We start from the raw sequence: 24,121 nt of genomic DNA on the forward strand, positions 1-24,121 counted from the left end.
GTACTATTAAATTATAGGTCTACACCTAGATTATATACATCAGTAAAATTTTCAAATTGAAATATGATTTATTAGTGGAATAAATTACATTTACTTAGTTGAAATCAGGCCTATTTGATTAGTCATAAAAAAATAAACATCAAATAGAATATTTTATATACAATTATTCTTGAACCAGTAGTCTTAGATTTTTACGTAAACGAACCAACATATCGACTTATGTCTTCATCTAGCAAAAGAACCCAAAAGGCACTCCAAACCTTAAATATGCTCCATGACATTCCAGAGCTGATAAAAAAGGTGAAGAATAAATCAGGAACTGTAGAAGACCATCAGTATTTCCCTATTGAATTCCCATTAAGCGATGAAGGCTCTTCAAAAAGAAAAGCCTTCATCAAAGATTATTTACAGCGAAATCCTGAAAATTTATTTCAAGAAAGCGAGAAGATTACCGCAGAAGATTTCAGGGGAAATATTGAAAATTTTATAGGCTGCATTCAGCTTCCAACCGGAATGATAGGCCCACTGAGAGTAGTGGGATCAGTAGCTCAAGGCGATTTTTATGTCCCGCTTGCTACAACCGAAGGTGCCTTAGTAGCTTCTTACCAAAGAGGGGCAAAAGCATGTACGCTGGCTGGAGGCGCTACATCTATTTGCCTAATTGAATCGGTCAAAAGATCTCCTGTTTTTAAATTTGATAATCTAGGAGATTTGGGCAGCTTTTTGGTTTGGTTTTATGAGCAAACTGCTCATTTCCATAAGTTAGTCCAAAAAAGTAGTCGATTTGCTCAATTGCAGGATATAAGCTCCAATATAGAAGGCAACCACCTCATTTTGACTTTTGAATTTGAAACGGGTGATGCATCAGGACAGAATATGGTAACCATTTGTACGGATCATATTTGCCAATTCATTTTAGCAAATAGTCCTATTAAACCTCTTAAATGGTACGTAGAAGGCAACTACTCCGGAGATAAAAAAGCTACTTCTCTATCATTCTCGAGTGTAAGGGGCAAAAAAGTTACAACGGAAATTACCTTGCCAGAGTCTATAGTTAGAGATGTACTGAAGAGCAGCCCGAAAGAGATGGAAGAATATTGGAAAACCTCCACCTTGGGAACCATTCAAAGTGGTGCCATTGGGGCGCAAGGTCATTATGCCAATGGTCTAACAGCCCTGTTTTTAGCAACAGGTCAGGATGTTGCATGCATTGCAGAAGCCGCAGTTGGCGTGACGCGAATGGAGGTAAATGAAAGTGGCAATTTGTATGCTAGTGTCACTTTACCTAATTTAATTGTAGGTACCATTGGAGGCGGAACCGGTCTGCCTACTCAAAAAGAGTGCTTAGAATTAATGGACTGCTATGGAGAAGGTAAGGCTAGAAAATTTGCTGAAATCTGTGGTGCTGTTGTTTTAGCTGGAGAATTATCTATTGCGGCCGCACTATCGGTTGGTCATTTTACAGCTGCGCACCAAAAACTAGGAAGAACAAAATGAGTGGTTATATCATCAATGAACACAGTAAAGAAGCGGAAAACAAAGCCTCATTTTTAAAGAGATTGTATATCGATCAAAAAGAACGTTTCCCAATTTTAGGACATGGTATTTTAGTGGCTGTATTTAGTTTTTCAGCCATCTCCTACTCAAGAATCAGCCGTGGTGCTGAAGGCTTTGTCAGCACGGAAAAATATTTACTAGGAATTTTCACTACCATTACCCTCTTCCTTTTAGTCCGAATTTTAGATGAATTTAAAGATGCAAAAGATGACGCAAAATTTCGACAGGAATTGCCAGTTCCAAGGGGACTGATTTCATTGAAAGAATTAGCGATTATCGGCTGGCTTGTTTTTATAGCTCAAATCATCATCAATACTGTTTTCTTTCCGAAGATGTTGCTTTTATATGCTGGAGTCATTATTTATTTGTTATTGATGACAAAAGAATTTTTCATTCCTGAATGGTTGAAAAAGCATCAATTCTGGTATGTCACCTCTCATATGTTCATTATTCCATTTATAGATGTTTATGCAAGCGGCTTTGATTGGTTTGTAGCCGGTGTTCAAGCTCCAGTCGGATTACTTTTCTTCTTTGCAGTATCTTATATGAACGGAATTGTATTGGAAGTAGGCAGAAAAATAAGAACTCCAGAGCAAGAATCGGAGGGTGTACTCACCTACACTTCCATGCTGGGAATTCCGAAAGCCATTTATTTATGGATAGTGGTGTTGTTTGCTACGCTTCTGCTCAGTTTTGCTGCTTCCTATTTTGCAAATTATAGCATGGAAATCTATATGATTTTATTGTTTGTATTTATGATTTGTCTTTTCCCGGCTTTCCTTTTTTTAGGAAAAAAAGATGCTAAAACAGCAAAATTCATTGAACATGCTTCTGCCATTTGGACCATTGCCATGTACCTTATTTTGGGAGCTGGCCCGATGATTTCACGTTTAATCGGTGAGTTATGAACATCATCACTGAAAACGATATTGATCAAATTGATTTAGATAAAACAGGAGGAAAAGGCACTAATTTATTAAAGCTCAAAAACCAAGGTTTTCAAGTCCCAAAATTTATTATTCTGCCTGCAGATGAACTGCAGGCATCGATCAAGGAAAACTTAACAAGTACAGAATCCATCATCAATAACATTCAGCAGTATCAATTTTCAAATGAAATCATTAGTGAAATTAATTCTCATTTTGATGAAAACACACTGTTAGCAGTACGTTCTTCCGCTACCATAGAAGATGGAAAGGAATACTCCTTTGCTGGCTTATTTGAAAGCATTATGTATGTTCCTGTGACAGAAATCCAATCTGCCATTCGAAAAGTCTGGCAATCTGCCTATTCCGAACGGATTCAGCAATATATGAATTCAAAAGGCATCAAAAATAAGGATCTATCCATAGCCATTATTTTGCAAGAAATGGTGGAAGCAGATGTTTCAGGAGTTGCTTTTGGCGCCAACCCTGCCAATGGTGATGAAAATGAACAAGTCATCAATGCTGTATTTGGTGCTGGTGAAGGCTTGGTTTCTGGGCAATTGAATGCTGATATGTTTCACATTAGTTCAGAAGGCATCAAAACAGAATTAGCTCAAAAAACACATCAGTTAATAGTCGATCATGAAGCAGGTCAGGGGTTAAAAAAAGTAGCACTAGATGAAAATAAACAAAGTCAGACTACATTAGAACAAAATCACATATTAGAAATTTCAGCAACGCTTGCCCAACTAAAAGAGAGTTTTAGCGGCCCACAGGATATAGAGTTCGCCTATCGAAATGGAAGCTTATATATATTGCAAAGCAGACCGATTACAACAGGAAAGCAAAAAACTATTGCAGAAAACTATATCCTCTGGGACAATAGCAACATTATTGAATCTTATCCCGGAGTGACCACACCTTTGACTTTTTCATTTATAAGTCAATCCTATCAACAGGCCTATCAGCTTTTCAGTGCTTATATGGGCGTTGATCCCAAAGTAATTGCTAAAAACCAGCAAGTGTTTAAAAACACATTAGGTTTAATAAGAGGCAGAGTATATTATAATCTAAAAACCTGGTATTTGATGTTGGCCATGTTGCCCGGCTACAGTTTGAATGCACGCTACATGGAAACCATGATGGGAGTTAAAGAGCGCTTTGACATTCCTAAAGACTATATTATCTCAAAAGGTCAAGCCTATTGGTCGATTGTCAAAACAGTATTTAAAATGCTTCAGCGCATGTTTTCGCTGCCCAAAAAACGGGCAGAATTCATGCAATTATTGGAAGAAACTATCAGCAAGTATAAATCCATTGACTATAAAAATAAATCTGCATCTGAATTATTGAGTTTATATCTGGATTTTGAGAAAAAATTACTCAACGAATGGAAAGCTCCTTTGCTGAATGATTTTTTTGCCATGATTTGGTTTGGCATGTTGCAAAAAAGCACAGTCAAATATTTGAAAAGCGAAAATCCCAACATTCATAATGATTTGCTGTGCGGAAGTGCGGATATCATCTCCACTCAGCCGATCCACAGGAGCATTGCTATTGCAACTTTCATTAATCAAAATGAGGGTTTAAAAGTATTTTTCAGTGATGCTCCAGAAAAGGTATGGCAAAAATTGCAAGCAGAAGAGAATGACGCAAATATCATTAGCCTTCGAAATCAAATTGATGAATATATCCATGATTTTGGAGAAAGATGTGTGGGCGAATTGAAGCTCGAAACCTTATCCTATGAGCAGGCTCCAGAGCAACTAATCAAGATCTTGCAGTCCTATGTCAATCAAAATATTTCAGTCAAATCTACTTCCGGAAATCTTGAGCAAGAGTTGCGAACCAATGCTGAAAAAGAAATTCAATCGAAGCTAAAATTCAAGCCAATCAAAAAATGGTGGTTAAAATATATTTTGACTAAAACCCGACAAATGGTAAGCGGCAGGGAAAACTTGCGCTATGAAAGAACCAGAGCGTTTGGCATTGTGCGTAAGTTATTCTCAACTATTGGAAATCGTTTTTATGAGGAAGATTTAATCACTCATCCACGAGATATCTTCTATTTGACCAAAGCGGAAATAGAGGGATTTATTGAAGGAAGAGGAGTATTTACTGATTTAAAGGAAAACATCGCGATCCGAAAAGCCGAATATGCAAAATTCGAAAAAGAGGATCCGCCACCTGAAAGATTTGCTACAAATGGAATAGTATATAGCAGTGAGATTGCCGGGCAAGAGGAAGAGAGTACAATTGACGGTGAACTAAAAGGAATTGGATGTTGCCCTGGAAAAGTCAGGGCAAAAGTCAGAAAAGTAAATCATCCGCAGGAAGTTGATAGTTTAAATGGAGATATTTTGGTCACGTCCAGCACCGACCCGGGATGGGTTACATTATTCCCATCGGCTTCGGGGATCATAGTGGAAAGAGGAAGTTTGTTGAGTCATTCTGCTATTGTCTCCAGAGAAATGGGGATTCCATGTATCGTTAGTGTTTCAGGATTACTGAAGCAATTAAAATCTGGAGATGAAGTGCTGATGGACGGAAGCTCAGGTATTATTAAAATCCTTGAATCAAAATGAGCAAGGCTGTTGAAAAAGTTGACTTCAGTAAAATCCGCTATGCTAATTGCTGGGAAGATGCCGATATTCTCTTGGAAGGACTAAATCCCAAAGCGGGCAGTAAAATTTTGTCCATTGCCTCTGCAGGAGACAATAGCTTTGCTTTACTTTCCACTGATCCCGAGCTACTGCTAGCAGTTGATCTCAGCAAATCACAATTACACTTATGCGAATTAAAAAAGGTGGCCATCAAAAATTTGGAACGCGAAGAATGCTTGCAGTTTTTAGGTTTCCATTCTGATAAAAAACGATTAGAAACCTATGCTCAATTACAATCCCAGCTAAGTGCGGAGGCTAGATCCTATTTTGACCAATTGTCGAATGAAATCCAGCGTGGAATTATTCATCAGGGGAAATTTGAACAGTATTTCCAATTGTTCAGCCAAAAAATACTTCCACTGATTCACTCCAAAAAAACAATCCAAAAGCTATTTCAAGAAAAGTCTGAATTGGCACAAATAGATTTTTATAAAAATAAATGGAATAGCTGGCGGTGGCGAATGCTATTCAAGCTATTCTTTAGTAAAGCCATAATGGGAAAATTCGGAAGAGATCCTGAATTCTTAAAGCAAGTTGAAATTCCCGTAGCAGAATATATTTTCCGTAAGGCGGAAGTGCAATTGCAATCCCAAAGCGCTCAACAGAATTTCATTCTAAACTACAACTTAACAGGAGAATTCGGTGTCCATTTACCGTATTACCTGAGAGAAGAAAATTATGAGAACATCAAAAGAAATTTGGGTGCCTTAAAGCTTTTTGAGGGATATGCACAAGATGCAATAGGTCAATATGATAAATTTGACTATATGAATTTGTCCAACATATTTGAATATATGGATGTAGAAACATTTCAAAATACTGGTAAAGAATTAATCAATGGATTAAAAAAAGTAGGCACTATGGCTTATTGGAATTTGATGGTAACCCGACAGTTATCTAAAGAATTTCCAAGGGATTTAGCAATTCAAGCTTCATTGTCAGATAATTTAACGCAAAAAGACAAAGGCTTTTTCTATCACCAAATACTCATAGAGCAACGGAAATGAAAGTAGATTTGATTGCGATTTCTTTACTTGCAGTATCATTTCTTTTCCTATTTGGAATGACTGAATTATTGTACCATTGCTTCAAATGGAAAGGCGAACTCACCCGAAAAATCGCACATATCGGTACCGGAATCATCACCCTACTATTTCCAATTCTACTGACTAGCCATTGGTCTGTTTTACTACTTAGCAGCAGCTTCTTATTACTCCTGAGTTTAAGCATGCGGTTCAATTTTCTGCAATCGATTAATGCTATTGATCGCACCTCTTATGGAAGCCTATTATATCCGATATCAGTTTACGGCTGCTTCTATGCTTATGACAGCTTCAATCAAGAAATACTTTTTTTCTACCTGCCTATTCTAACTTTAGCTATTTGTGATCCTATAGCGGCCTTAGCGGGAAAAAGAAAGCCTTTTGGCAAATACAAAAGAGGCAGCAAATCGCTTTCAGGAACTCTTGGTTTTATGGGATCTTGCCTGATCTTATCATGCATTTTGATGTGGATGCTGACGAATCTCAATACATTCAATATAATTCTATACAGCGCTGTAGTGGCTGTCTTATCTAGTTTGACTGAAACCATTAGCGGAAAAGGATTTGACAACCTCAGCATCCCACTAATAGTCATCATTATATTAAAATTCATTTTATGAGTCTTAAAATCAAAAAAATATCTCCCGAATCGGCTGAATTCAACAGATTCTATAATTTCCCAAAAGGTATTTATCCCGAGGAAAGTCCCAAATGGAAGGTTCCGGAAGACTTTGATTTTAAGAATTTGATTGCCATTTATGGAGTGGAAGAGGAAAACAATCTTCTTGCAAGAGCCGCTTTATACCAAAACCCTAATTTAAATTTTCAAAACCAACCAACGTGTTGCATCGGAAATTATGAAGCCGAAGATCACCCGAAAGCAGCACAAATTTTATTTGATCAAGTTTCTGAAGACGCCAAAAAGTTAGGAGCAAAATTCCTTTTGGGTCCAATGAACGGGAGTACATGGGGCACATACCGTTTTGCGGAAAACATCAATTCCCCATTCTTTTTGGAACCTCATCACCTGAATTATTATCAAAAACACTTTTTAGAGGCAGGTTTTCATCCTATCAGGAATTACAATAGTAAGCTGGTGGAAGAAATCCCGACAGATTCTTTAGAACCTGAAAATGAGCTGATTGAATTACAAAAATCATTAAAAGTGAATGTTCGCCCCATCAATATGACTGATTTTGCTGGCGATCTTAAAAAATTGCACGAGTTAGTTCACCAAGCCTTTGCTCAAAATTTTTTATTTACGCCTCTAGAAAAAGAAGAATTTGTACAAAAATATATGAGCACTGAAAAAATTCTTAATCAAGAATACACCTGCATCGCTGAGGATGAAGACGGGAATTTCCTAGCTTTTTTCTTTTGCTTGGATGATCACCTGAATCCTGCAGAAAAACGATTAATTATTAAAACCATAGCTCGCCATCCTAACCCGAAGTGGAGAGGACTGGGTCAATTAATGGGCAGTTTGTTATATCGAAAAGCTAAAAAAGACGGCTACAAATCCATAATCCATGCTTTAATGGACGAAGATGCGAATTCTTCCAGTATCTCCACCAAATTTGCGGGAAAACCTATAAATCGCTACTTTCTGTATGCAAAAGAACTCTGATGGAAGCTGGCCAATTCAACATCGTTTCACTTTTTGCAGATGCTTCCAAAAGGCACCCTGACCGAATAGCCATTATTGAGAAAAATCATCAGATCACGTTTGCAGAATTGGCTCAAGAAATTGATAAAACTGCCAGCTATTTTCAGCAAAAAGGAATTTCAAAAGGTGATCGCGTACTGGTCTTTGTCCCGATGGGAATTAATCTTTACCGAATCGTTTTGGCACTATTTAAAATTGGCGCCACAGCCGTATTTTTAGACGGATGGGTAAGTTTTAAAAGGCTGAACTTATGTTGCAAAATTGCAGAATGCACGGCCTTTATCGGAATAAGAAAAGCCAGGATATTGACCTTCTTTTCTTCTGAAATACGGAAAATTCCTATCAAGTTAGGGGTAGCTTACAAAGACTACGGAATTCCTGCAAAAAATATCTCAACGAATGTGAATGACACCGCGCTCATCACATTCACTACCGGCAGTAGTGGCACACCTAAAGCCGCTAAAAGAACGCATGGCTTTCTAAAAGCGCAATTTTCAGTATTGGAAAAGAAAATTGATCCTGAAATTTCCAAGGTCGATATGCCTGTTTTACCCATCGTTTTAATGATAAACCTGGGCAAAGGGATCACTTCTGTAATTGCTGATTTTAAAGCTTCAAAACCCGAAAGCTTGAAAGCTGAAAAGGTAATTGCACAGATAGAAAAGCATCAAGTGGCAAGTATTGCTTCCTCTCCCTATTTCATTTTTAAGCTAGCTCAGTATGCGATTGAACACAATGTACCTATCCAAAATATTAAACGGATATTCACTGGAGGAGCGGCAGTATTTCCTGAAGAAGCAAAAACTTATGTCCAGGCATTCCCAAATTCTACTTCAAAAATTTTATACGGCTCAACCGAAGCAGAACCTATAAGCAGTGTAAATGCTCTAGATTTAGCCACGCGAAATATAGCAAAGGACAAGGGGCTTTATGTCGGTTCAATAGATACCGCAGCAAAGGTCCTGATAATTCCTATAAAAGAAGAAAATATCAAAATACAAAATTCAGATGAGCTTAGAACAAATAGTCTGAAGGACCAGAAAATTGGAGAAATCATAGTCTCAGGTTCCCATGTTTTAAAAGAATATGTGAATAATCCGGAGGCTATGGAAAGGCAGAAAATCTGGGTCGAAGATGTATGTTGGCATCGAACTGGAGATAGTGGATTTAAAATCGGCAATGAATTATATCTGACAGGGCCTTGTAATGCTATGATTGAAAATGAATCCGGCTATATTTCACCCTTTCTTTATGAACAGATTCTAACATCGATAGATGGAGTCAATGCTGGGACCATTCTTAGCATAAAGGATAAGAATTATGCAGTCATAGAAGCTCAATCTAAGGGAGACATAGAAAAAGTAACTCCTGAAATAATGGCGATTGAAGGTATTGATGAGGTGTATTTTGTAAAGAAAATTCCTAGAGACCCTCGCCATTTTTCAAAAATTGAATACAAAAAACTGAAAAATATGTTGGCTAGTAAACTCAACTGATAAAATGCATTGGCTCATTAAATATCGTTGGATTTCCCTCTTAATTGCTTTTGCAATCATTCCTTTTTTATGGTCAGGTATTGAAAAGGCAGTGCAAGTGGATAATCGATTGAGCATCTGGTTTCTGGAAGATGACCTGCAGTTAGCTGAGTATTATGAGTTTCAAGACAAGTTTGGTAATGATGAACTACTATTCATCCTACTTAAAAACGAAAAAAGTGTATTAGATCAGGAGTTTCTAAATAATCTTGAAAAGCTTACTGATTCCATTGAAAAACTAGACAGAGTAGAAAAGGTATTTAGTCCCACAAATCTAAAAATACCGAATAGCAATACTTTTGGGATTAACCAGTTCAGCAGATTTCAAGAGCCAAAATTTACGATTGACAAAAGAAAGGAGATTCTAGAAATGAATCCGGCTCTGGGTGATATTCTATTTAATCAAGACCAGACGGCAGCGGCCATTTTAATACAGCCAAAAAAATATGAAAATTACGAAGCCGAAAGAGCTGATTTCATTGCAGAAGTTAAAGGCTTAAGCTTCCAATATTTTGATAATGACAAGCTACATTTCGCAGGAATTGGAGTGATCTATAATGCCTTGAATCAACTTTCCGAAAAAGAATTTGCACTATTTTTAGGAATCGCATACGCAATCATATTCTTATTAACCATCATCATTTACAGACAGCTTTCGATTCTGTTTTATGTATTATTAGTGATCATTCTTGCCAATTGTTTTACGCTCGGTCTATACGGATTGGTGGATTTACAACTCAATTTGATGAGCAGCTTAATTCCCATTATTATTAGCCTCTTGGGTGTGATGGATATCGTGCATATTGTCAACCAGCATCAAAAATACATGGCTTCAGACAAAAGCGGGCTATCTGCTATGAGATCAGCCATAAAACCATGTCTTTTCACCAGTTTGACCACAATGGCAGGCTTTTTAGCACTTTACGTAAGTCCAATGTCCATTTTAGAAGATTTTGGATTGTATGCCGCCATTGGAATATTCTTTTCATTGCTATTTAGTTTCTTGCTTGCTCCTATTTTTTTACCCTACATCAAAATTCATAGAAGATATTTTCCATTTGAAAAGCTCATCCCAAGAAGTCAGTTCTTTACATCCAAAAATCAAAAATCCATCTTAATTATTGCTTCTCTAATTGTACTAGTATCACTTTTGGGCTTAATTCAAATTAAAACTAACTCAGATACTCTGGGATATTTTCCTCAAAATCATGAGGTATATCAAGACAATAAAATTATAGAAGATATTTATGGAGCCTATCTTCCAATTGAATATCTCATCACTGCCACAGGTGGAAATCAAAATAAGCTAATTCAAAGCACGATTGACTGGACAGATGAAGTCAATCACTCCATAAATGGCATTGAAAGGACTTTAGGTTTTCACACATTATTTGAAACCGCATTTAAAAGGGAATACAAAGAAAAATGGCGACAGGCTATTGAAAGTAAAGGCTTGGTAAACAGAACCGAATTGCAATTGAAAAAGCACTATACAGATCTCTTTCAAAGTTTTAATCACGAAGAATCAAATACTTACAGGGTCACATTCTTTACTAAAATGCTATCAGCAAATGAAATGACTGCAAAAATTAATCAGATAAATGATTTAGCAAATCAGCATTTTGATAATAATACCCAAGTTTCAGTAGCAGGCTATCAACCCATGTACGCCTCTATTATCACTTTTGTGATCAAAACACAAGTTTACAGTTTGGTACTTGCTTTTATAATGGTCTTCGTACTCCTTTGGTGGATTGTCAAAAGGATCCGATTAGCCGTACTAGCCACTTCCATAAATTTACTTCCTGTATTGGTGGTATTTGGCGTAATGGGTTGGTTTAATATTAACTTGGATACGGCTACCGCCAGTTTAGCGGCAATTATCCTATGTATTTGCATAGATGACACCATACATTTCGTACACAACTTTTTGAAAAATAAAGGAGGAAAAAACCAATCAATTGAAGAAGCTATTGACAGCACCTTAAAATGGGTAGGCAAAGCCATTATAATCAGTAGTTTGCTCCTATTTCTTGGATTCGGCTCTATGATATTTGCCTCCCTAAACACTGTATTCTATTTTAGCTTACTGATTTCTATCGCGGTATTAGTGGCAGTTATTAGCCAACTTTTTCTCTTTCCTGTTTTGTTGTTTAAGTTTGCTAAAAAGTAAAATACTAGTGAGCTAAACCACCAAATCCAATAAATACTGCTTGTCATTCAGATAATCACCATAAAAACCAAGCTGCTTCATATTTTTCAATAGTTGAGGAAAATCAGCAGAGTTTTTTAATTCAATTCCCACTACTGCCGAACCCGTTTCTCTGGAATTCTTTTTGGTGTATTCAAAATGACTGATATCATCATCGGGTCCTAACACCTCCACTACGAACTGCTTTAAAGCCCCAGCTCTTTGTGGGAATTTCACCACAAAATAATGCTTTAAGCCTTTGTAGAGCAGGGCTCTTTCTTTAATTTCTTCAGTTCTGGTAATGTCATTATTACTGCCGCTCAAAACACAAACCACATTTTTGCCTTTGATTTCATCTGCATAATGATCCAATGCGGCAATGGATAATGCCCCAGCGGGTTCGGCAACTATGGCATCTTTATTATACAATTGCAAAATCACATCGCAAACTTTACCTTCCTCCACCGTGATCACTTCAGTCAAATTTTGCCTGCAGATTTCAAAATTCAAATCTCCCACTTTTTTGACTGCTGCCCCATCCACAAATTTTTCAATCTGCTTTAAAGCCGTATTCACTCCTTTTTCTATAGAATTTTTCATGGCTGGTGCTCCTGCCGGTTCTACTCCTATAATTTTGGTTTGTGGTGAAAGTGCCTTAAAAACACTACTCACCCCAGCCGACAAACCTCCACCACCCACTGGCAAAAAGAGATAATCAATTGGGCTTTCTGCTTGTTGTAAGATTTCAAGCCCGACTGTTCCTTGTCCTTCAATCACTTTAGGGTCATCAAAAGGATGAATAAATACAGCCCCAGATTTTTCCTGATATTCCTGTGCGGCATGAAAAGCGTCATCAAAAGTATCGCCCACTAATTCTATCTCCACGAAATCTTCTCCAAACATTTCTACCTGAGCAATCTTCTGTTTTGGAGTGGGTGCGGGCATGAAAATCCTGCCTTTCACTTCCAATTTTTTGCAAGAAAAAGCCACTCCTTGTGCATGATTCCCAGCACTAGCGCAAACAATGCCTTTATCTAATTCTGCACGACTTAGACTGCTAATCTTATTGTAGGAACCTCTAATCTTATAAGACCTTACGGGTTGTAAATCTTCCCTTTTGAACTGAATATTAGCATCAAACTCTTTTGATAAACCTAAATTCGGTGTCAAAGGGGTTTGAAGTGCCACACCTTTTAGTTTCTGCGCTGCACTTTGTATGGCTTCTATTTTTGGGTAGTACGCTTTTAGGGTTTCAGACATCTTTCAGATATAAATTGCTAAATGAAATAATATTTACTTTTTTTATTGATACTTCAACCCTCAGGCCGGGTAGATTCTACTTTATCATGAATAAAAAATCAATAAGGTCATAAGGATCACGAATGCTACTAAGTTATGCTTGAAGTATATCATTTACTGTCAGCCTAAAAAATAACCTTGGTTATTTTCCTTTGTGTTCTATTGCCTCCTTTGTGGTAGGAATTTGCTGACATTAGTAGATACTAACGAGATTTATTTTTAACCACAACAGAGGCAAAAGAAAACAATAGGTTTTTCGCTTAAAGCGAAAAAAATCGACAAAGTAATTCCCTTAACTTTATAGCATTATAGTCATCCCGATAGGGACATCCATGTTCATTTTTATTCTTTAAGGCAATGTTCACTAAAATAATTGATGCCACTGATAGCCAACGACCTAAAATAAATTATTAAATATTTTATGCATTTTCCGGTCTTAGCTTTCTGACAGCAGCACCGGCTTGCCACATTTCAGAATTTTTCAATTCATCCAATTCCTTTTCTAATTCCACTCTGTAATCAGCTTTTTCATTGGCGGTGATGGTCAATTTTGCTTCATTCCCTGTCTCAACCGAATCATATAATTCTTCAAAAACAGGCTTTACAGCATCTCTGAATTTCTTCCACCAGTCTAATGCACCACGTTGCGCTGTTGTGGAGCAATTAGCGTACATCCAATCCATTCCGTTTTCAGCCACCAATGGATATAAAGATTGTGTAGCTTCTTCTACTGTTTCATTGAAAGCTTCTGACGGTGAATGCCCTTTTTTGCGCAATAAATCATATTGCGCAGCAAATAATCCTTGAATTGCTCCCATCAAACTTCCTCTCTCTCCAGTTAAATCACTGTAAACTTCCTTTTGGAAATTGGTTTGAAATAAATAACCTGAGCCTACGCCTATTCCTAAGGCCACACATCTTTCCCAGGCTTTCCCGGTAGAGTCCTGATGAATCGCAAAGCTGGAATTCAAACCTCTTCCCTCTACAAATAATCTTCTTAAGCTGGTACCTGATCCTTTAGGGGCCACTAAGATAACATCTACATCTTTCGGTGGTATTATCCCTGTTTGATCTTTATAAGTCACACCAAAACCGTGAGAGAAGTAGAGTGCTTTGCCTGGGCTCAGATGCTTTTTCACCATCTCCCATTGTGCAATTTGGCCTGCATCGGATAATAAATACTGCAGAATAGTCCCCTTTTCAGCAGCTTCTTCCAGCTCAAAAAGCGTTTTACCTGGTTCCCAGCCGTCAGCAACTGCCTTGTCCCAGCTCTTTGAACCTTTTCGTTGCCCTACAATTACATTGAATCCATTATCCTTCAAATTCAATGCTTGACCTGGGCCTTGAACTCCATACCCAAGGACGGCAATCGTTTCATCTTTCAATACTTCCTGCGCTTTCGCTAATGGGAATTCCTGTCGTGTTACGACTTCTTCTTCTACTGTTCCAAATTTTAGTTTTGCCATTTTTATTAGATTTTAGAGTCTAGATTTTAGAACCTAGACGGGTTTAATATTTTATTCTGTTACTTACTTTTCTTCGCTAAGTTGACAATCATAAGCCTTCTACTTATTCAGTCGACAAAAGCTATTTTTCAATATTGCCACTCAAAGCAATTTCTTCTTTGACTACCTTCCAACTTAGCACTCACTCATCCCCCCTTTGGGGGCTAGGGGGCTTCCCGTCCGACCTTCGGTACTGACCTTATTCGTAATTCGTAATTAAAGCCTAGAGGCTTCTTCCACTTCAGTGAAATACTCCTGAAATTCTTTCATCGGTTTAGAAATGGAAATCCTTCCAGACCGAACAAATTCCAGAATGCCATGAGGCTTTAATTGCTCAAAAAGCTCTTGCGTTTCCTCTTTGAAGCCTGTCTTTTCAATAATGGTAAAATCAGGCTCCACTGCTAATAATCTAGCATGATGCTTTCTTACTATGTATTCCACCTCTTTTGTCTGGGATAGTAATTTGGTCGGCATTTTGTATAAAGCCATCTCCTGATAGACTATCCCATCATTTTTATGATAAAAAGCTTTAAATACATCCACTTGCTTTTCAATCTGCTTCACGATTTTTTTGATTTTATCCTCCTCAGAACTAACCACAATAGTATAGCGATGAATATCCTTTACTTCGCTCTCTGAAGCTGTAATACTCTCAATATTGATATGTCTACGAGTGAAAATAGTGGTTACCCTGTGCAGAATACCTATCAGGTTCTCTGTATAAATTGATATGGTGAACTGTTCTTTCATAATGTAGATTTTTAGATACTAGGTTCTAGAATCTAGACAACGAAGTCTGAATTTCAGATTTTTATTTCTAGGTTCTAGGTTCTTGTTTCTAGGTTCTTTATTTCATTCCAGTCTAATCTCTGAAACTGACGCCCCAGTTGGAATCATAGGGAAAATATTATTTTCCTTCCCTACCATTACTTCCAATAGGTAGCTTCCCTCATGAGATAAAAAACTATGAATACTGTCTTCCAATTTCTCTCTTTCTGTTACTTTTTCCGATTCAATTCCATAGCCTTTTGCTATCATTTGGAAATCGGGATTGACCATATCCACAGAGGAGTAGCGCTTTTCAAAAAACATATCTTGCCATTGCCTTACCATTCCCAGATATTCATTATTCAATAATAGAATTTTAACATCCACTTTGGTTTCGAAAATCACGCCCAACTCCTGTATGGTCATTTGAAAACCACCATCTCCAATCACAGCAATTACCTGACGGTGTGGAGCCGCAAATTTTGCCCCAATGGCTGCCGGAAGTGCAAAACCCATGGTACCCAATCCACCAGAGGTAACGTTGCTTTTCCAATTGGCATATTGATAATAGCGCTGAGCTACCATCTGATGTTGCCCCACATCTGTTACGATGATGGCATTGCCCCTTGAAATATTGGAGATATGTTTAATCACCTCCCCCATGCTCATCGGTTCATCGGCCTGAGGATTTAATTCATCTTTAATTACTTTTTCCTCCTCCTCAGCATTCAGTTCATTAAATTTAGTTAACCATTTATTGTGTTGATTTTCATTAACCCGCTCTGATAATGCTTGTAATGATTCTTTACAGTTTCCCAATATTGGCACATGAACCTCCACATTTTTATTAATTTCAGCAGGATCAATTTCTAAGTGAATGACCTTTGCTTGCTTTGCATATCTGCTTACATCACCTGTTACTCTGTCATCAAAGCGCATTCCCACTGCAATCAAAACATCACATTCATTGGTCAGAATATTGGGAGCGTAATTTCCGTGCATTCCCAGCATACCTACATTTAAAGGGTGAGCTGTTGGAAGTGCTGACAATCCCATGATAGTCCAGGCTGCAGGAATGCCTGTTTTTTCTACAAAATCTTCAAACTCCTTTTTTGCATTAGATAAAAGGACTCCATGTCCGAAAAGAATCAATGGCTTCCTAGCAGAATTGATCAGTGCAGCTGCTTGATCTAATGCCTCTTCGTTTAATTTAGGATTGGGCACATAGCTCCTTATTTGATCGCAAGTTTCATAGTCCTCAAACTCCGCTTTTTCAAACTGAGCATCTTTAGTGATATCTACCAAAACAGGCCCAGGTTTTCCACTTCGGGCAATGTAAAATGCTTTTGCTACAGCAGCAGGTATATCCTTAGCTTTAGTCACCTGAATATTCCATTTGGTAACCGCCATAGATATACTAACAATATCGGTTTCCTGAAAAGCATCAGAACCTATCATTTTGCCAGGGACTTGTCCTGTTATGCAAACCAAAGGCGTAGAATCCAACTGCGCATCGGCCAAGCCTGTGATTAAATTGGTGGCTCCCGGCCCGGAAGTAGCCAAACAAACCCCTACTTTACCCGAAACTCTTGCAAAACCTTGAGCAGCATGGGTAGCCCCTTGTTCATGACGAGTCATGATATGTTTTATCTTTTCTTTTTGGTCAAATAAAGCATCATAAACAGGCATAATGGCACCACCGGGATAGCCGAAAAGTGTTTCTACTCCTTCACGGATAAGGCAATTCACCAATGCCGCTGCACCGCTCATGCTTATTTTGGTTTTTTGTGATTTCGTGGCTACTATTTCCATATTATAAATCGGTTATACATCCCAAAGATGCTGATGATACCAGCTTGGAATATTTCTTCAAGCTCCCGCTAAGTTTTCTGGCCGGCTTTTCTGGATTGCCTCTTAAACGTCCAGCCCATTCATTTTCATCTATCAAAACACTGATGGAGTTTTCTATCGCATCAATTCTAATGCGGTCTCCATCTTCTACAAAAGCTAGTGGTCCATCGTCAAAGGCCTCAGGGCTGATATGTCCTACCACAAAACCATGAGTTCCTCCCGAGAATCTACCGTCTGTAATGAGTGCTACTTTATTTCCTAAGCCTGCTCCCATAATGGCGGCTGTTGGTTTTAGCATTTCTGGCATACCAGGTCCACCTTTCGGGCCCTCATAGCGGATTACCACTACATCGCCTTCTTGTATTTCTCCATTAGCTATTCCTGCATTAGCTAAAAATTCTCCATCGTAAACTCTTGCGTTTCCTTCAAAAATCTCACCTTCCTTTCCTGTAATCTTAGCTACAGCTCCTTCAGGTGCTAAATTACCTTTCAAAATCCTGAGGTGGCCTGAGCTTTTGATAGGATTTTTCACTGAATGAATGATGTCTTGCTGCTCTCCTAAACCTTGAACATCTTTATAATTTTCAGCTAAAGTTTTACCTGTTATAGTCATGCAATCTCCGTGAAGAAGCCCTTCCTCCAACATCATTTTCATCACTGCAGGAATCCCACCACTTTTATGAAGATCTTCCATCAGGTATTTACCAGAAGGCTTCAAATCCGCCAGATAAGGGGTTTCTAAACTGATTTGAGCGAAATCTTCCAATGTTAAATCGATTTCAAAAGCATTGGCAACAGCCAACAAATGTAATACCGCATTGGTCGATCCGCCCAAAACTGTAATCAACCGTATGGCATTTTCAAATGACTTTTTGGTGACTATATCTCTTGGCTTTAAATCATTTTCAATTAATTTTTTAATCGCTAAACCAGCGTCTGCACATTCCATCTTCTTCTCTTCACTTTGAGCAGGATTTGATGCTCCATATGGCAAGCATAGTCCTAAAGCTTCAATAGCTGAAGCCATGGTATTGGCCGTGTACATGCCTCCACAAGCTCCAGGGCCCGGACAGGCATTAGCTACTACTCCTTTAAAGTCTTCTTCAGAAATAGTATTGGCTTGTTTCTTACCCAATGCTTCAAAAGCAGAAACTACATCCAGTTTTTCGCCATTATGACAACCAGGCGCAATAGTTCCTCCATAAATAATCAGTGAAGGCCGATTCAATCTACCCATAGCAATTAATGCTCCGGGCATATTTTTATCACAACCCGTGATGGCAATCATAGCATCATAAGCTTGTGCATTCACTACCGTTTCCATGGAATCAGCTATGATGTCTCTGGAGGGCAAAGAATAACGCATGCCGTTAGTGCCCATAGAAATACCATCGCTAACCCCAATTGTATTGAAAATCAGTCCGACCCAGTCGTAAGATTTTATGCTCTTTTTGACCTCCACCGCCAAATCATTCAAATGCATATTGCATGGATTGCCTTCAAAACCAGTGCTAGCAATGCCAATTTGCGGCTTCTCCAAATCTTCATCAGATAAACCAATGGCGTGCAACATAGCCTGAGCTGCAGGCTGAGTCGGGTCTTGTGTTACTGCTTTACTGTATGGATTTAATTCTTTCGCCATTATATGATGGTTTGATTTTGTAAATCGTTAAACAATACTTTTTGTCGGTAGATGTGATAGATGCTCTGACCTATAGAATCTTCCCAAGCCAATGGAAAAACTGTATCATTAACTTGCGCTATAGGGGCTATTTCCGCGGCTGTCCCACTAAAAAATGCCGTATCTGCTTCCAGAAGTTGGGATTTAGAAATTGGCTTTTCGGTTACTTTTATGCCATGCTCTTTACACAATTCCAATACAGTTTGACGGGTAATTCCTGGCAAAATAGTCCCTCTGGAAGGCGTGAATAATTCACCATTTTTCTCAATGAAGATATTGGCACCTGAGCCTTCTGATACATGTCCTGAAAAATCCAACAATATGGCCTCATCATATCCTAATTTTTTGGCTTCTGTGGTGGCTAAGATTGAATTGGTATAATGTCCTACCACTTTCGCTTCCACATGCTGTGATGCTGGATGAATACGCTGATAAGATGATATTTTAGCTTTTATCGGATCATGCCCCAAATACTTTTCCCACTTCCATGCACAGATGAACACATGTACTTCATCGGTTGGCTGCAGTGCCATATTAGCTCCCAAGTAAACCAAAGGACGGATATATGCATCCGTTAAATTATTCCTATCCAATAATTCATAGCTAATGCTTACCAGTTCCTCCACAGAATAAGGCATTTTGATATGCATTAAATCTGCTGATTTATGCAATCGCTCATAGTGTTCATGGGCTTTGAAAATGTTGAATCCCACATCATTTTTATAAGCGCGAATACCTTCAAACACCCCATTTCCGTAGTGCAAGGTTTGACCGTACAAACTTGTTTTGGCATCTTCGGCATATTGCCAATCGCCATTATGGAATACCAGAGTTTTATTATTGTAATACATAGCCGTTTCGATTTAGATTTCCATTTATTTTTTTAAAGAAAAAGCCATCCTGTTTGAGCAAGATGGCTTTCTATCTTTTCAATTTAGATAAAAGCTCATCTTGCCATTTTGAAAAAAATGACGCTGATGTTAATAATGACAATATTTATGATTTCGAATTCTCTCATTACGCATTAACTGTTACCAGCTTTTTAATTTGTTTTACCACAAAATCACCTACTTCTTGGGTGCTCTTTGGATTTTCCTTTTGGATGTCTTCAGTAGCATATCCTTCTTCCAGCGATTTAGCAACCGATTCTTTAATAGCATTACTTTCTTCAAACATCTCAAAAGCATATTCCAGCAACATAGCTGCAGACAATATGGCACCCAATGGATTTGCAATTCCTTTTCCTGCTGCTTGCGGATAAGAACCATGAATAGGTTCGAACAAGCTGCTTTTCGTTCCTAAAGAAGCAGATGGTAATAAGCCCAAAGAACCTGAAATAACAGATGCTTCATCGGTAATAATATCTCCGAACATATTTTCTGTTAACACTACATCAAAATCTTTAGGATTCTGAATAATTTTCATGGCTGCGTTGTCCACAAACATAAAGTCTAAATCAACTGATGGATATTGTGTTGCTAGTTCTTTAACTGTTTCCCTCCAAAGACGAGAAGTAGCCAAAACATTAGCTTTATCAACCAATGTGACTTTTTTTCTTCTATTTTCTGCAGCCTTAAAAGCCAAATGCGCAATTCTTTCAATTTCAGTTTTGGAATAAACACAAGAATCGAAAGCAGTATTTCCATCTTCGGAACGTCCTCTTGGCTCACCAAAGTAAATCCCACCCGTTAATTCTCTAAAAACCACGAAGTCAGTTCCTTCAATGATATGTTCTTTCAAAGGAGATATGGGTAATAAGGCATCATAACTACTAACTGGACGGACATTAGCAAAAAGACCTAAGTTTTTGCGCATTTTCAAAAGACCTTGCTCCGGACGCACTTTTGCGTGAGGGTCATCATCATATTTCGGATCACCAATAGCACCAAATAAAATAGCATCCGCTGACTTACAACTCTCTTCCGTTGCTTCCGGAAAAGGACTTCCTGTAGCATCAATTGCTGCAGCTCCAATTAGGGCTTCGCTATATTCAAATTGATGACCAAAAGCTTCTGCTATCGCATCCAGGCTTTTTACTGCCTCAGCTGTCACTTCAGGACCAATTCCGTCTCCGGCTAAAATTGCAATTTTCTTGTTCATGCTTTTACTAATTTTAAGCTATTGATTGCTCGTAAGCTTCAATTTCATTCTTTTTATTCAATAGAAAATCTATATCATCAAAGCCATTTTGTAGGCAATATTTTTTGTAGGAATTGATTTCAAAGCTCTCTGTTAATGATGAACCCACTAAGCTAATTTCTTGCTCATTTAAATCAATTTGCAATTTGGCTTCTGGTCTATTTTTTAGAATTTGAAAGACTTGCGCTAAGAAATCGTCTGTCACTTGAACTGGCAAAAGACCATTATTCAGTGCATTATTTTTAAAAATATCAGCAAAAAAGCTAGATACCACTGCTTTAAATCCATAATCCACTAGTGCCCAAGCTGCATGTTCCCTGCTGGATCCACAACCGAAGTTCCTTCCTGCCACCAGAATTTCCCCTTTATTACCTTCCTGATTCAATACAAATTCAGGATTGGGCGAACCATCTTCTAAATACCGCCAGTCGCGGAAGAGGTTCTCACCGAACCCTTCGCGGCTGACGGATTTCAGGAAACGAGCGGGAATAATCTGGTCGGTATCTACATCCTCAAAAGGAAGCAATACCGCACGACTATTTAATGTGTTGAACTTTTCCATAATCTGTTATGCTTCTATTTTCAATAATTCTCTCACATCCGAAATTTTGCCTGAAAGTGCAGCTGCGGCTGCAGTCAGTGGACTAGCCAATAGGGTTCTGGCGCCTTGCCCCTGTCTCCCTTCAAAATTTCTATTCGATGTGCTGACACAATATTTTCCTTTCGGTACTTTATCTTCGTTCATACCTAAGCAAGCAGAGCAACCCGGTTGTCGTAATTCAAAACCTGCCTCCTCTAATATTTTATCTAAACCTTCGGCTCTGGCTTGTTTCTCAACTTGTCTTGAGCCCGGCACTATCATGGCCTGGACATGATCTGCTTTTTTCTTTCCTTTTACTAATTCAGCTACTAAACGCAAATCTTCAATTCTACTATTGGTGCAGCTTCCGATGAAAACGTAATCCACATGATGACCTAGTAACTGCTTTCCGCCTTCCAAATCCATGTATTTCAGTGATTTTTCAAGACCGGAAGTGGTTTTTCCATTTGGAAGTGGAATATCATTGGTGATGCCAATTCCCATTCCTGGATTAGTGCCATAGGTGATCATTGGCTCTATGTCTTCTGCCTTGAAATAATATTCTAGATCAAATTGAGCGTCTTTGTCAGATTTCAATTCTTTCCATTCGGCTACTTTTCTCTTCCATTTTTCACCTTTAGCCGTAAAGGGTTTTGATTTTAGGTACTCAAAAGTAGTTTCATCGGGAGCAATTAGGCCTCCTCTGGCACCCATTTCGATACTCATATTGCAAATCGTCATGCGGGCTTCCATTGATAGTTTTTCAATGGTAGAACCACAAAATTCAATAAAATGACCTGTTCCTCCTGCTGCTGTTAGCTTTGAAATGATATGTAAAACGATATCTTTTGAAACTACCCCGGGATTCAGCTGACCGTCTACTTGAATTTTTAATGTTTTAGGCTTTTTCTGCAGTACGCACTGGGTCGCCATCACTTGTTCTACTTCGCTGGTACCAATTCCAAATGCTATATTACCAAATGCTCCATGAGTGGAAGTATGGCTATCGCCACAAACGATAGTCATGCCTGGTTGTGTTATTCCCAACTCAGGGCCTATCACATGCACTATCCCTTGATAGGGATGACCTAAACCGTATAATTCCACCCCGAATTCATCACAATTTTTGATTAATGTTTCCACTTGATGACGGGATAGTACATCTTTGATAGGTAAATGTTGATTTTCTGTTGGTACATTATGATCTGCAGTTGCAATGGTTTGCTCAGGTCTAAAAACAGGAATGCCCCTTTCTTTCAAACCTGCAAAAGCCTGCGGACTGGTCACTTCATGGATAAAATGCCTATCAATATACAGTACTTGTGGCCCATCCTGAACTGAATGCACCACATGTTTATCCCAAATTTTATCAAATAATGTTTTTGCTGACATTGCTTTAGCTGAAATTTATTTTACTACCACTTGGTGGTCTTTTACTAAATGTTTTAAATCTTTATCCTCTACTACATTGATGCGATCTGCTAATTCACAAAATTGCTGATAAGTCTCTTCTAATTCTTCCTTTCCTAAATGCACACCCAACTCAATTAATCTGAAATTCAATGCTGCTCTTCCGCTTCTTGCCGTCAGAATGATGCTTGATTTATTGACTCCAACTTCATAAGGGTCTATGATTTCATAATTGTCACGGTTTTTAATTACTCCATCCTGATGAATACCCGAAGAATGAGAAAAGGCATTTGATCCCACTACTGCTTTATTAGCTTGTACAGGCATACACATAGTTTCTGCGACCATCTGACTTATTGGAAACAGCAATTGTGTATTAATCCCAGTATCCAAAGCCAGTTCAGGATGCTTTTTCATGACCATGACGACTTCCTCCAAAGAAGTATTCCCTGCTCTTTCACCAATTCCATTAATAGTACATTCGATTTGACCAGCACCATTTTTGATGGCTGCAATGCTATTAGCTGTTGCCAAGCCCAAGTCATTATGACAATGAGCAGAAATAGTAGCATTTTCAATACCGTGGACATTATCTATCAAGTACTTGATTTTTGCTCCATATTCTTCTGGAAGGCAAAAACCCGTAGTGTCAGGAATATTAACCACTTTTGCTCCAGCTGCTACAGCAACTTCTATTACCTGAGCTAAAAACTCATTAGAAGTTCTTCCAGCATCTTCGGCATAGAATTCGACTTCATCAACAAAAGAACGGGCGTGAGTTACGCATTCGTGCGCCTTCTCTAGCACTTGCTCTCTTGTAAAATTTAGTTTTGTAAATACATGTTGGTCGGAAGTTCCCAAACCTGTATGGATTCGTGGTCGTGTTGCTCCTTCCAAAGCGCGAGCAGCAGTTTCAATATCATTTTTTACAGCACGTGATAATGCGCAAATCGAAGAGTTTTTGATTTCTTTGGCTAAGAGACGAACTGACTCAAAATCTCCGGGTGAAGATATGGGGAAGCCAGATTCTATAACATCCACTCCTAGTGCCTCTAATTCTTTGGCAATCTTAAGCTTTTGATGCTTAGTTAAGCCACAACCGGGCACCTGCTCACCGTCTCTCAAGGTCGTATCAAAAATTGCTATCCTACGTGCCATAAATGATTATCTGTTTAGTGATTTTATGTTTTTGATGGAACTAAGGTAGGAGGATGCAAAAACTCCTGTAATGCCAATTATTTTTGTAATTACGATTTCTATTGATCACATTTATATGTGAAAAACGCTTTTCATTATTATTTGACAAC

General features: G+C 38.3%; 18 protein-coding genes. 8 read left to right on the top strand and 10 right to left on the bottom strand.

The features are described from left to right. Nucleotides 1-219 precede the first annotated feature (219 nt). The 8 genes from AAC601_RS15740 to AAC601_RS15775 are packed head-to-tail and all read left to right on the top strand — an operon-like array spanning nt 220 to nt 11,563. Entirely contained in the window at nt 220-1,497 is a 1,278-nt protein-coding gene (locus tag AAC601_RS15740; RefSeq protein WP_340153776.1) for a hydroxymethylglutaryl-CoA reductase, read from the top strand. Then, nucleotides 1,494-2,465: a UbiA family prenyltransferase gene (locus tag AAC601_RS15745; RefSeq protein ID WP_340153777.1), complete on the top strand. Its 972-nt coding sequence runs from the start codon at nt 1,494-1,496 to the stop codon at nt 2,463-2,465. Before AAC601_RS15740 ends, AAC601_RS15745 begins: the two co-directional genes overlap by 4 nt. Beyond that, nucleotides 2,462-5,068: a PEP/pyruvate-binding domain-containing protein gene (locus AAC601_RS15750; protein ID WP_303270527.1), complete on the top strand. Its 2,607-nt coding sequence runs from the start codon at nt 2,462-2,464 to the stop codon at nt 5,066-5,068. Before AAC601_RS15745 ends, AAC601_RS15750 begins: the two co-directional genes overlap by 4 nt. Then, nucleotides 5,065-6,153 (top strand): DUF3419 family protein, encoded by a 1,089-nt coding sequence (locus tag AAC601_RS15755; protein ID WP_340153778.1) that lies wholly within the window; start codon nt 5,065-5,067, stop codon nt 6,151-6,153. The genes AAC601_RS15750 and AAC601_RS15755 overlap by 4 nt, the downstream gene beginning before the upstream one ends. Then, on the top strand, nt 6,150-6,809 hold the full coding sequence (locus AAC601_RS15760; protein WP_340153779.1) for a hypothetical protein: 660 nt from the start codon (nt 6,150-6,152) through the stop codon (nt 6,807-6,809). Before AAC601_RS15755 ends, AAC601_RS15760 begins: the two co-directional genes overlap by 4 nt. Beyond that, nucleotides 6,806-7,816: a hypothetical protein gene (locus AAC601_RS15765; protein WP_340153780.1), complete on the top strand. Its 1,011-nt coding sequence runs from the start codon at nt 6,806-6,808 to the stop codon at nt 7,814-7,816. The genes AAC601_RS15760 and AAC601_RS15765 overlap by 4 nt, the downstream gene beginning before the upstream one ends. Then, on the top strand, nt 7,816-9,351 hold the full coding sequence (locus tag AAC601_RS15770; protein ID WP_340153781.1) for an AMP-binding protein: 1,536 nt from the start codon (nt 7,816-7,818) through the stop codon (nt 9,349-9,351). Before AAC601_RS15765 ends, AAC601_RS15770 begins: the two co-directional genes overlap by 1 nt. 4 nt (nt 9,352-9,355) lie before the next feature. Beyond that, complete coding sequence (locus tag AAC601_RS15775; RefSeq protein ID WP_340153782.1) at nt 9,356-11,563, top strand: MMPL family transporter; 2,208 nt, start codon at nt 9,356-9,358, stop codon at nt 11,561-11,563. A 12-nt stretch (nt 11,564-11,575) separates the two neighbouring features. Here AAC601_RS15775 and ilvA read toward each other — a convergent pair whose 3' ends face one another. The 10 genes from ilvA to AAC601_RS15825 all read right to left on the bottom strand — a co-directional run bounded on the left by ilvA (nt 11,576) and on the right by AAC601_RS15825 (nt 23,972). Further along, nucleotides 11,576-12,841, bottom strand: coding sequence for a threonine ammonia-lyase IlvA (gene ilvA / locus AAC601_RS15780; protein WP_340153783.1), 1,266 nt, complete (start codon nt 12,839-12,841; stop codon nt 11,576-11,578). A gap of 458 nt (nt 12,842-13,299) precedes the next feature. Then, nucleotides 13,300-14,346, bottom strand: coding sequence for a ketol-acid reductoisomerase (gene ilvC / locus AAC601_RS15785; RefSeq protein WP_340153784.1), 1,047 nt, complete (start codon nt 14,344-14,346; stop codon nt 13,300-13,302). 255 nt (nt 14,347-14,601) lie between these two features. After that, a complete protein-coding gene (gene ilvN / locus AAC601_RS15790; RefSeq protein ID WP_340153785.1) occupies nt 14,602-15,135 on the bottom strand; it encodes an acetolactate synthase small subunit in 534 nt (177 codons plus the stop codon). 102 nt (nt 15,136-15,237) lie between these two features. Continuing rightward, nucleotides 15,238-16,965, bottom strand: a complete 1,728-nt coding sequence (ilvB, locus tag AAC601_RS15795) for a biosynthetic-type acetolactate synthase large subunit (RefSeq protein WP_340153786.1) — start codon at nt 16,963-16,965, stop codon at nt 15,238-15,240. Nucleotide 16,966: 1 nt separating this feature from the next. Further along, the gene (gene ilvD / locus AAC601_RS15800; protein WP_303270537.1) at nt 16,967-18,646 is read right to left on the bottom strand and encodes a dihydroxy-acid dehydratase; all 1,680 of its coding nucleotides are present in this window, start codon (nt 18,644-18,646) and stop codon (nt 16,967-16,969) included. Further along, a complete protein-coding gene (locus AAC601_RS15805) occupies nt 18,646-19,536 on the bottom strand; it encodes a branched-chain amino acid transaminase (RefSeq protein WP_340153787.1) in 891 nt (296 codons plus the stop codon). The genes ilvD and AAC601_RS15805 overlap by 1 nt, the downstream gene beginning before the upstream one ends. A gap of 166 nt (nt 19,537-19,702) precedes the next feature. Then, entirely contained in the window at nt 19,703-20,785 is a 1,083-nt protein-coding gene (leuB, locus tag AAC601_RS15810; protein ID WP_340153788.1) for a 3-isopropylmalate dehydrogenase, read from the bottom strand. Between the two features lie 13 nt (nt 20,786-20,798). Continuing rightward, on the bottom strand, nt 20,799-21,386 hold the full coding sequence (gene leuD / locus AAC601_RS15815) for a 3-isopropylmalate dehydratase small subunit (protein ID WP_340153789.1): 588 nt from the start codon (nt 21,384-21,386) through the stop codon (nt 20,799-20,801). Between the two features lie 6 nt (nt 21,387-21,392). Beyond that, nucleotides 21,393-22,796 carry a 3-isopropylmalate dehydratase large subunit gene (gene leuC, locus AAC601_RS15820; protein ID WP_340153790.1) on the bottom strand — a complete coding sequence of 468 codons (1,404 nt, stop codon included), beginning with the start codon at nt 22,794-22,796 and terminating at the stop codon, nt 21,393-21,395. A gap of 15 nt (nt 22,797-22,811) precedes the next feature. Then, complete coding sequence (locus AAC601_RS15825; protein WP_303270542.1) at nt 22,812-23,972, bottom strand: 2-isopropylmalate synthase; 1,161 nt, start codon at nt 23,970-23,972, stop codon at nt 22,812-22,814. Between the last annotated feature and the right edge of the window lie 149 nt (nt 23,973-24,121).

Origin of the sequence: uncultured Marivirga sp., assembly GCF_963974845.1 — a bacterium.
Taxonomy (GTDB): Bacteria; Bacteroidota; Bacteroidia; order Cytophagales; family Cyclobacteriaceae; genus Marivirga; species Marivirga harenae.

Bases quoted from the DNA above. Each gene is read 5' to 3' on its own strand.
- AAC601_RS15740 (WP_340153776.1), top strand. From the start codon at position 220: ATGTCTTCATCTAGCAAAAGAACCCAAAAGGCACTCCAAACCTTAAAT.
- AAC601_RS15745 (WP_340153777.1), top strand. From the start codon at position 1,494: ATGAGTGGTTATATCATCAATGAACACAGTAAAGAAGCGGAAAACAAA.
- AAC601_RS15750 (WP_303270527.1), top strand. From the start codon at position 2,462: ATGAACATCATCACTGAAAACGATATTGATCAAATTGATTTAGATAAA.
- AAC601_RS15755 (WP_340153778.1), top strand. From the start codon at position 5,065: ATGAGCAAGGCTGTTGAAAAAGTTGACTTCAGTAAAATCCGCTATGCT.
- AAC601_RS15760 (WP_340153779.1), top strand. From the start codon at position 6,150: ATGAAAGTAGATTTGATTGCGATTTCTTTACTTGCAGTATCATTTCTT.
- AAC601_RS15765 (WP_340153780.1), top strand. From the start codon at position 6,806: ATGAGTCTTAAAATCAAAAAAATATCTCCCGAATCGGCTGAATTCAAC.
- AAC601_RS15770 (WP_340153781.1), top strand. From the start codon at position 7,816: ATGGAAGCTGGCCAATTCAACATCGTTTCACTTTTTGCAGATGCTTCC.
- AAC601_RS15775 (WP_340153782.1), top strand. From the start codon at position 9,356: ATGCATTGGCTCATTAAATATCGTTGGATTTCCCTCTTAATTGCTTTT.
- ilvA (WP_340153783.1), bottom strand. From the start codon at position 12,841: ATGTCTGAAACCCTAAAAGCGTACTACCCAAAAATAGAAGCCATACAA.
- ilvC (WP_340153784.1), bottom strand. From the start codon at position 14,346: ATGGCAAAACTAAAATTTGGAACAGTAGAAGAAGAAGTCGTAACACGA.
- ilvN (WP_340153785.1), bottom strand. From the start codon at position 15,135: ATGAAAGAACAGTTCACCATATCAATTTATACAGAGAACCTGATAGGT.
- ilvB (WP_340153786.1), bottom strand. From the start codon at position 16,965: ATGGAAATAGTAGCCACGAAATCACAAAAAACCAAAATAAGCATGAGC.
- ilvD (WP_303270537.1), bottom strand. From the start codon at position 18,646: ATGGCGAAAGAATTAAATCCATACAGTAAAGCAGTAACACAAGACCCG.
- AAC601_RS15805 (WP_340153787.1), bottom strand. From the start codon at position 19,536: ATGTATTACAATAATAAAACTCTGGTATTCCATAATGGCGATTGGCAA.
- leuB (WP_340153788.1), bottom strand. From the start codon at position 20,785: ATGAACAAGAAAATTGCAATTTTAGCCGGAGACGGAATTGGTCCTGAA.
- leuD (WP_340153789.1), bottom strand. From the start codon at position 21,386: ATGGAAAAGTTCAACACATTAAATAGTCGTGCGGTATTGCTTCCTTTT.
- leuC (WP_340153790.1), bottom strand. From the start codon at position 22,796: ATGTCAGCAAAAACATTATTTGATAAAATTTGGGATAAACATGTGGTG.
- AAC601_RS15825 (WP_303270542.1), bottom strand. From the start codon at position 23,972: ATGGCACGTAGGATAGCAATTTTTGATACGACCTTGAGAGACGGTGAG.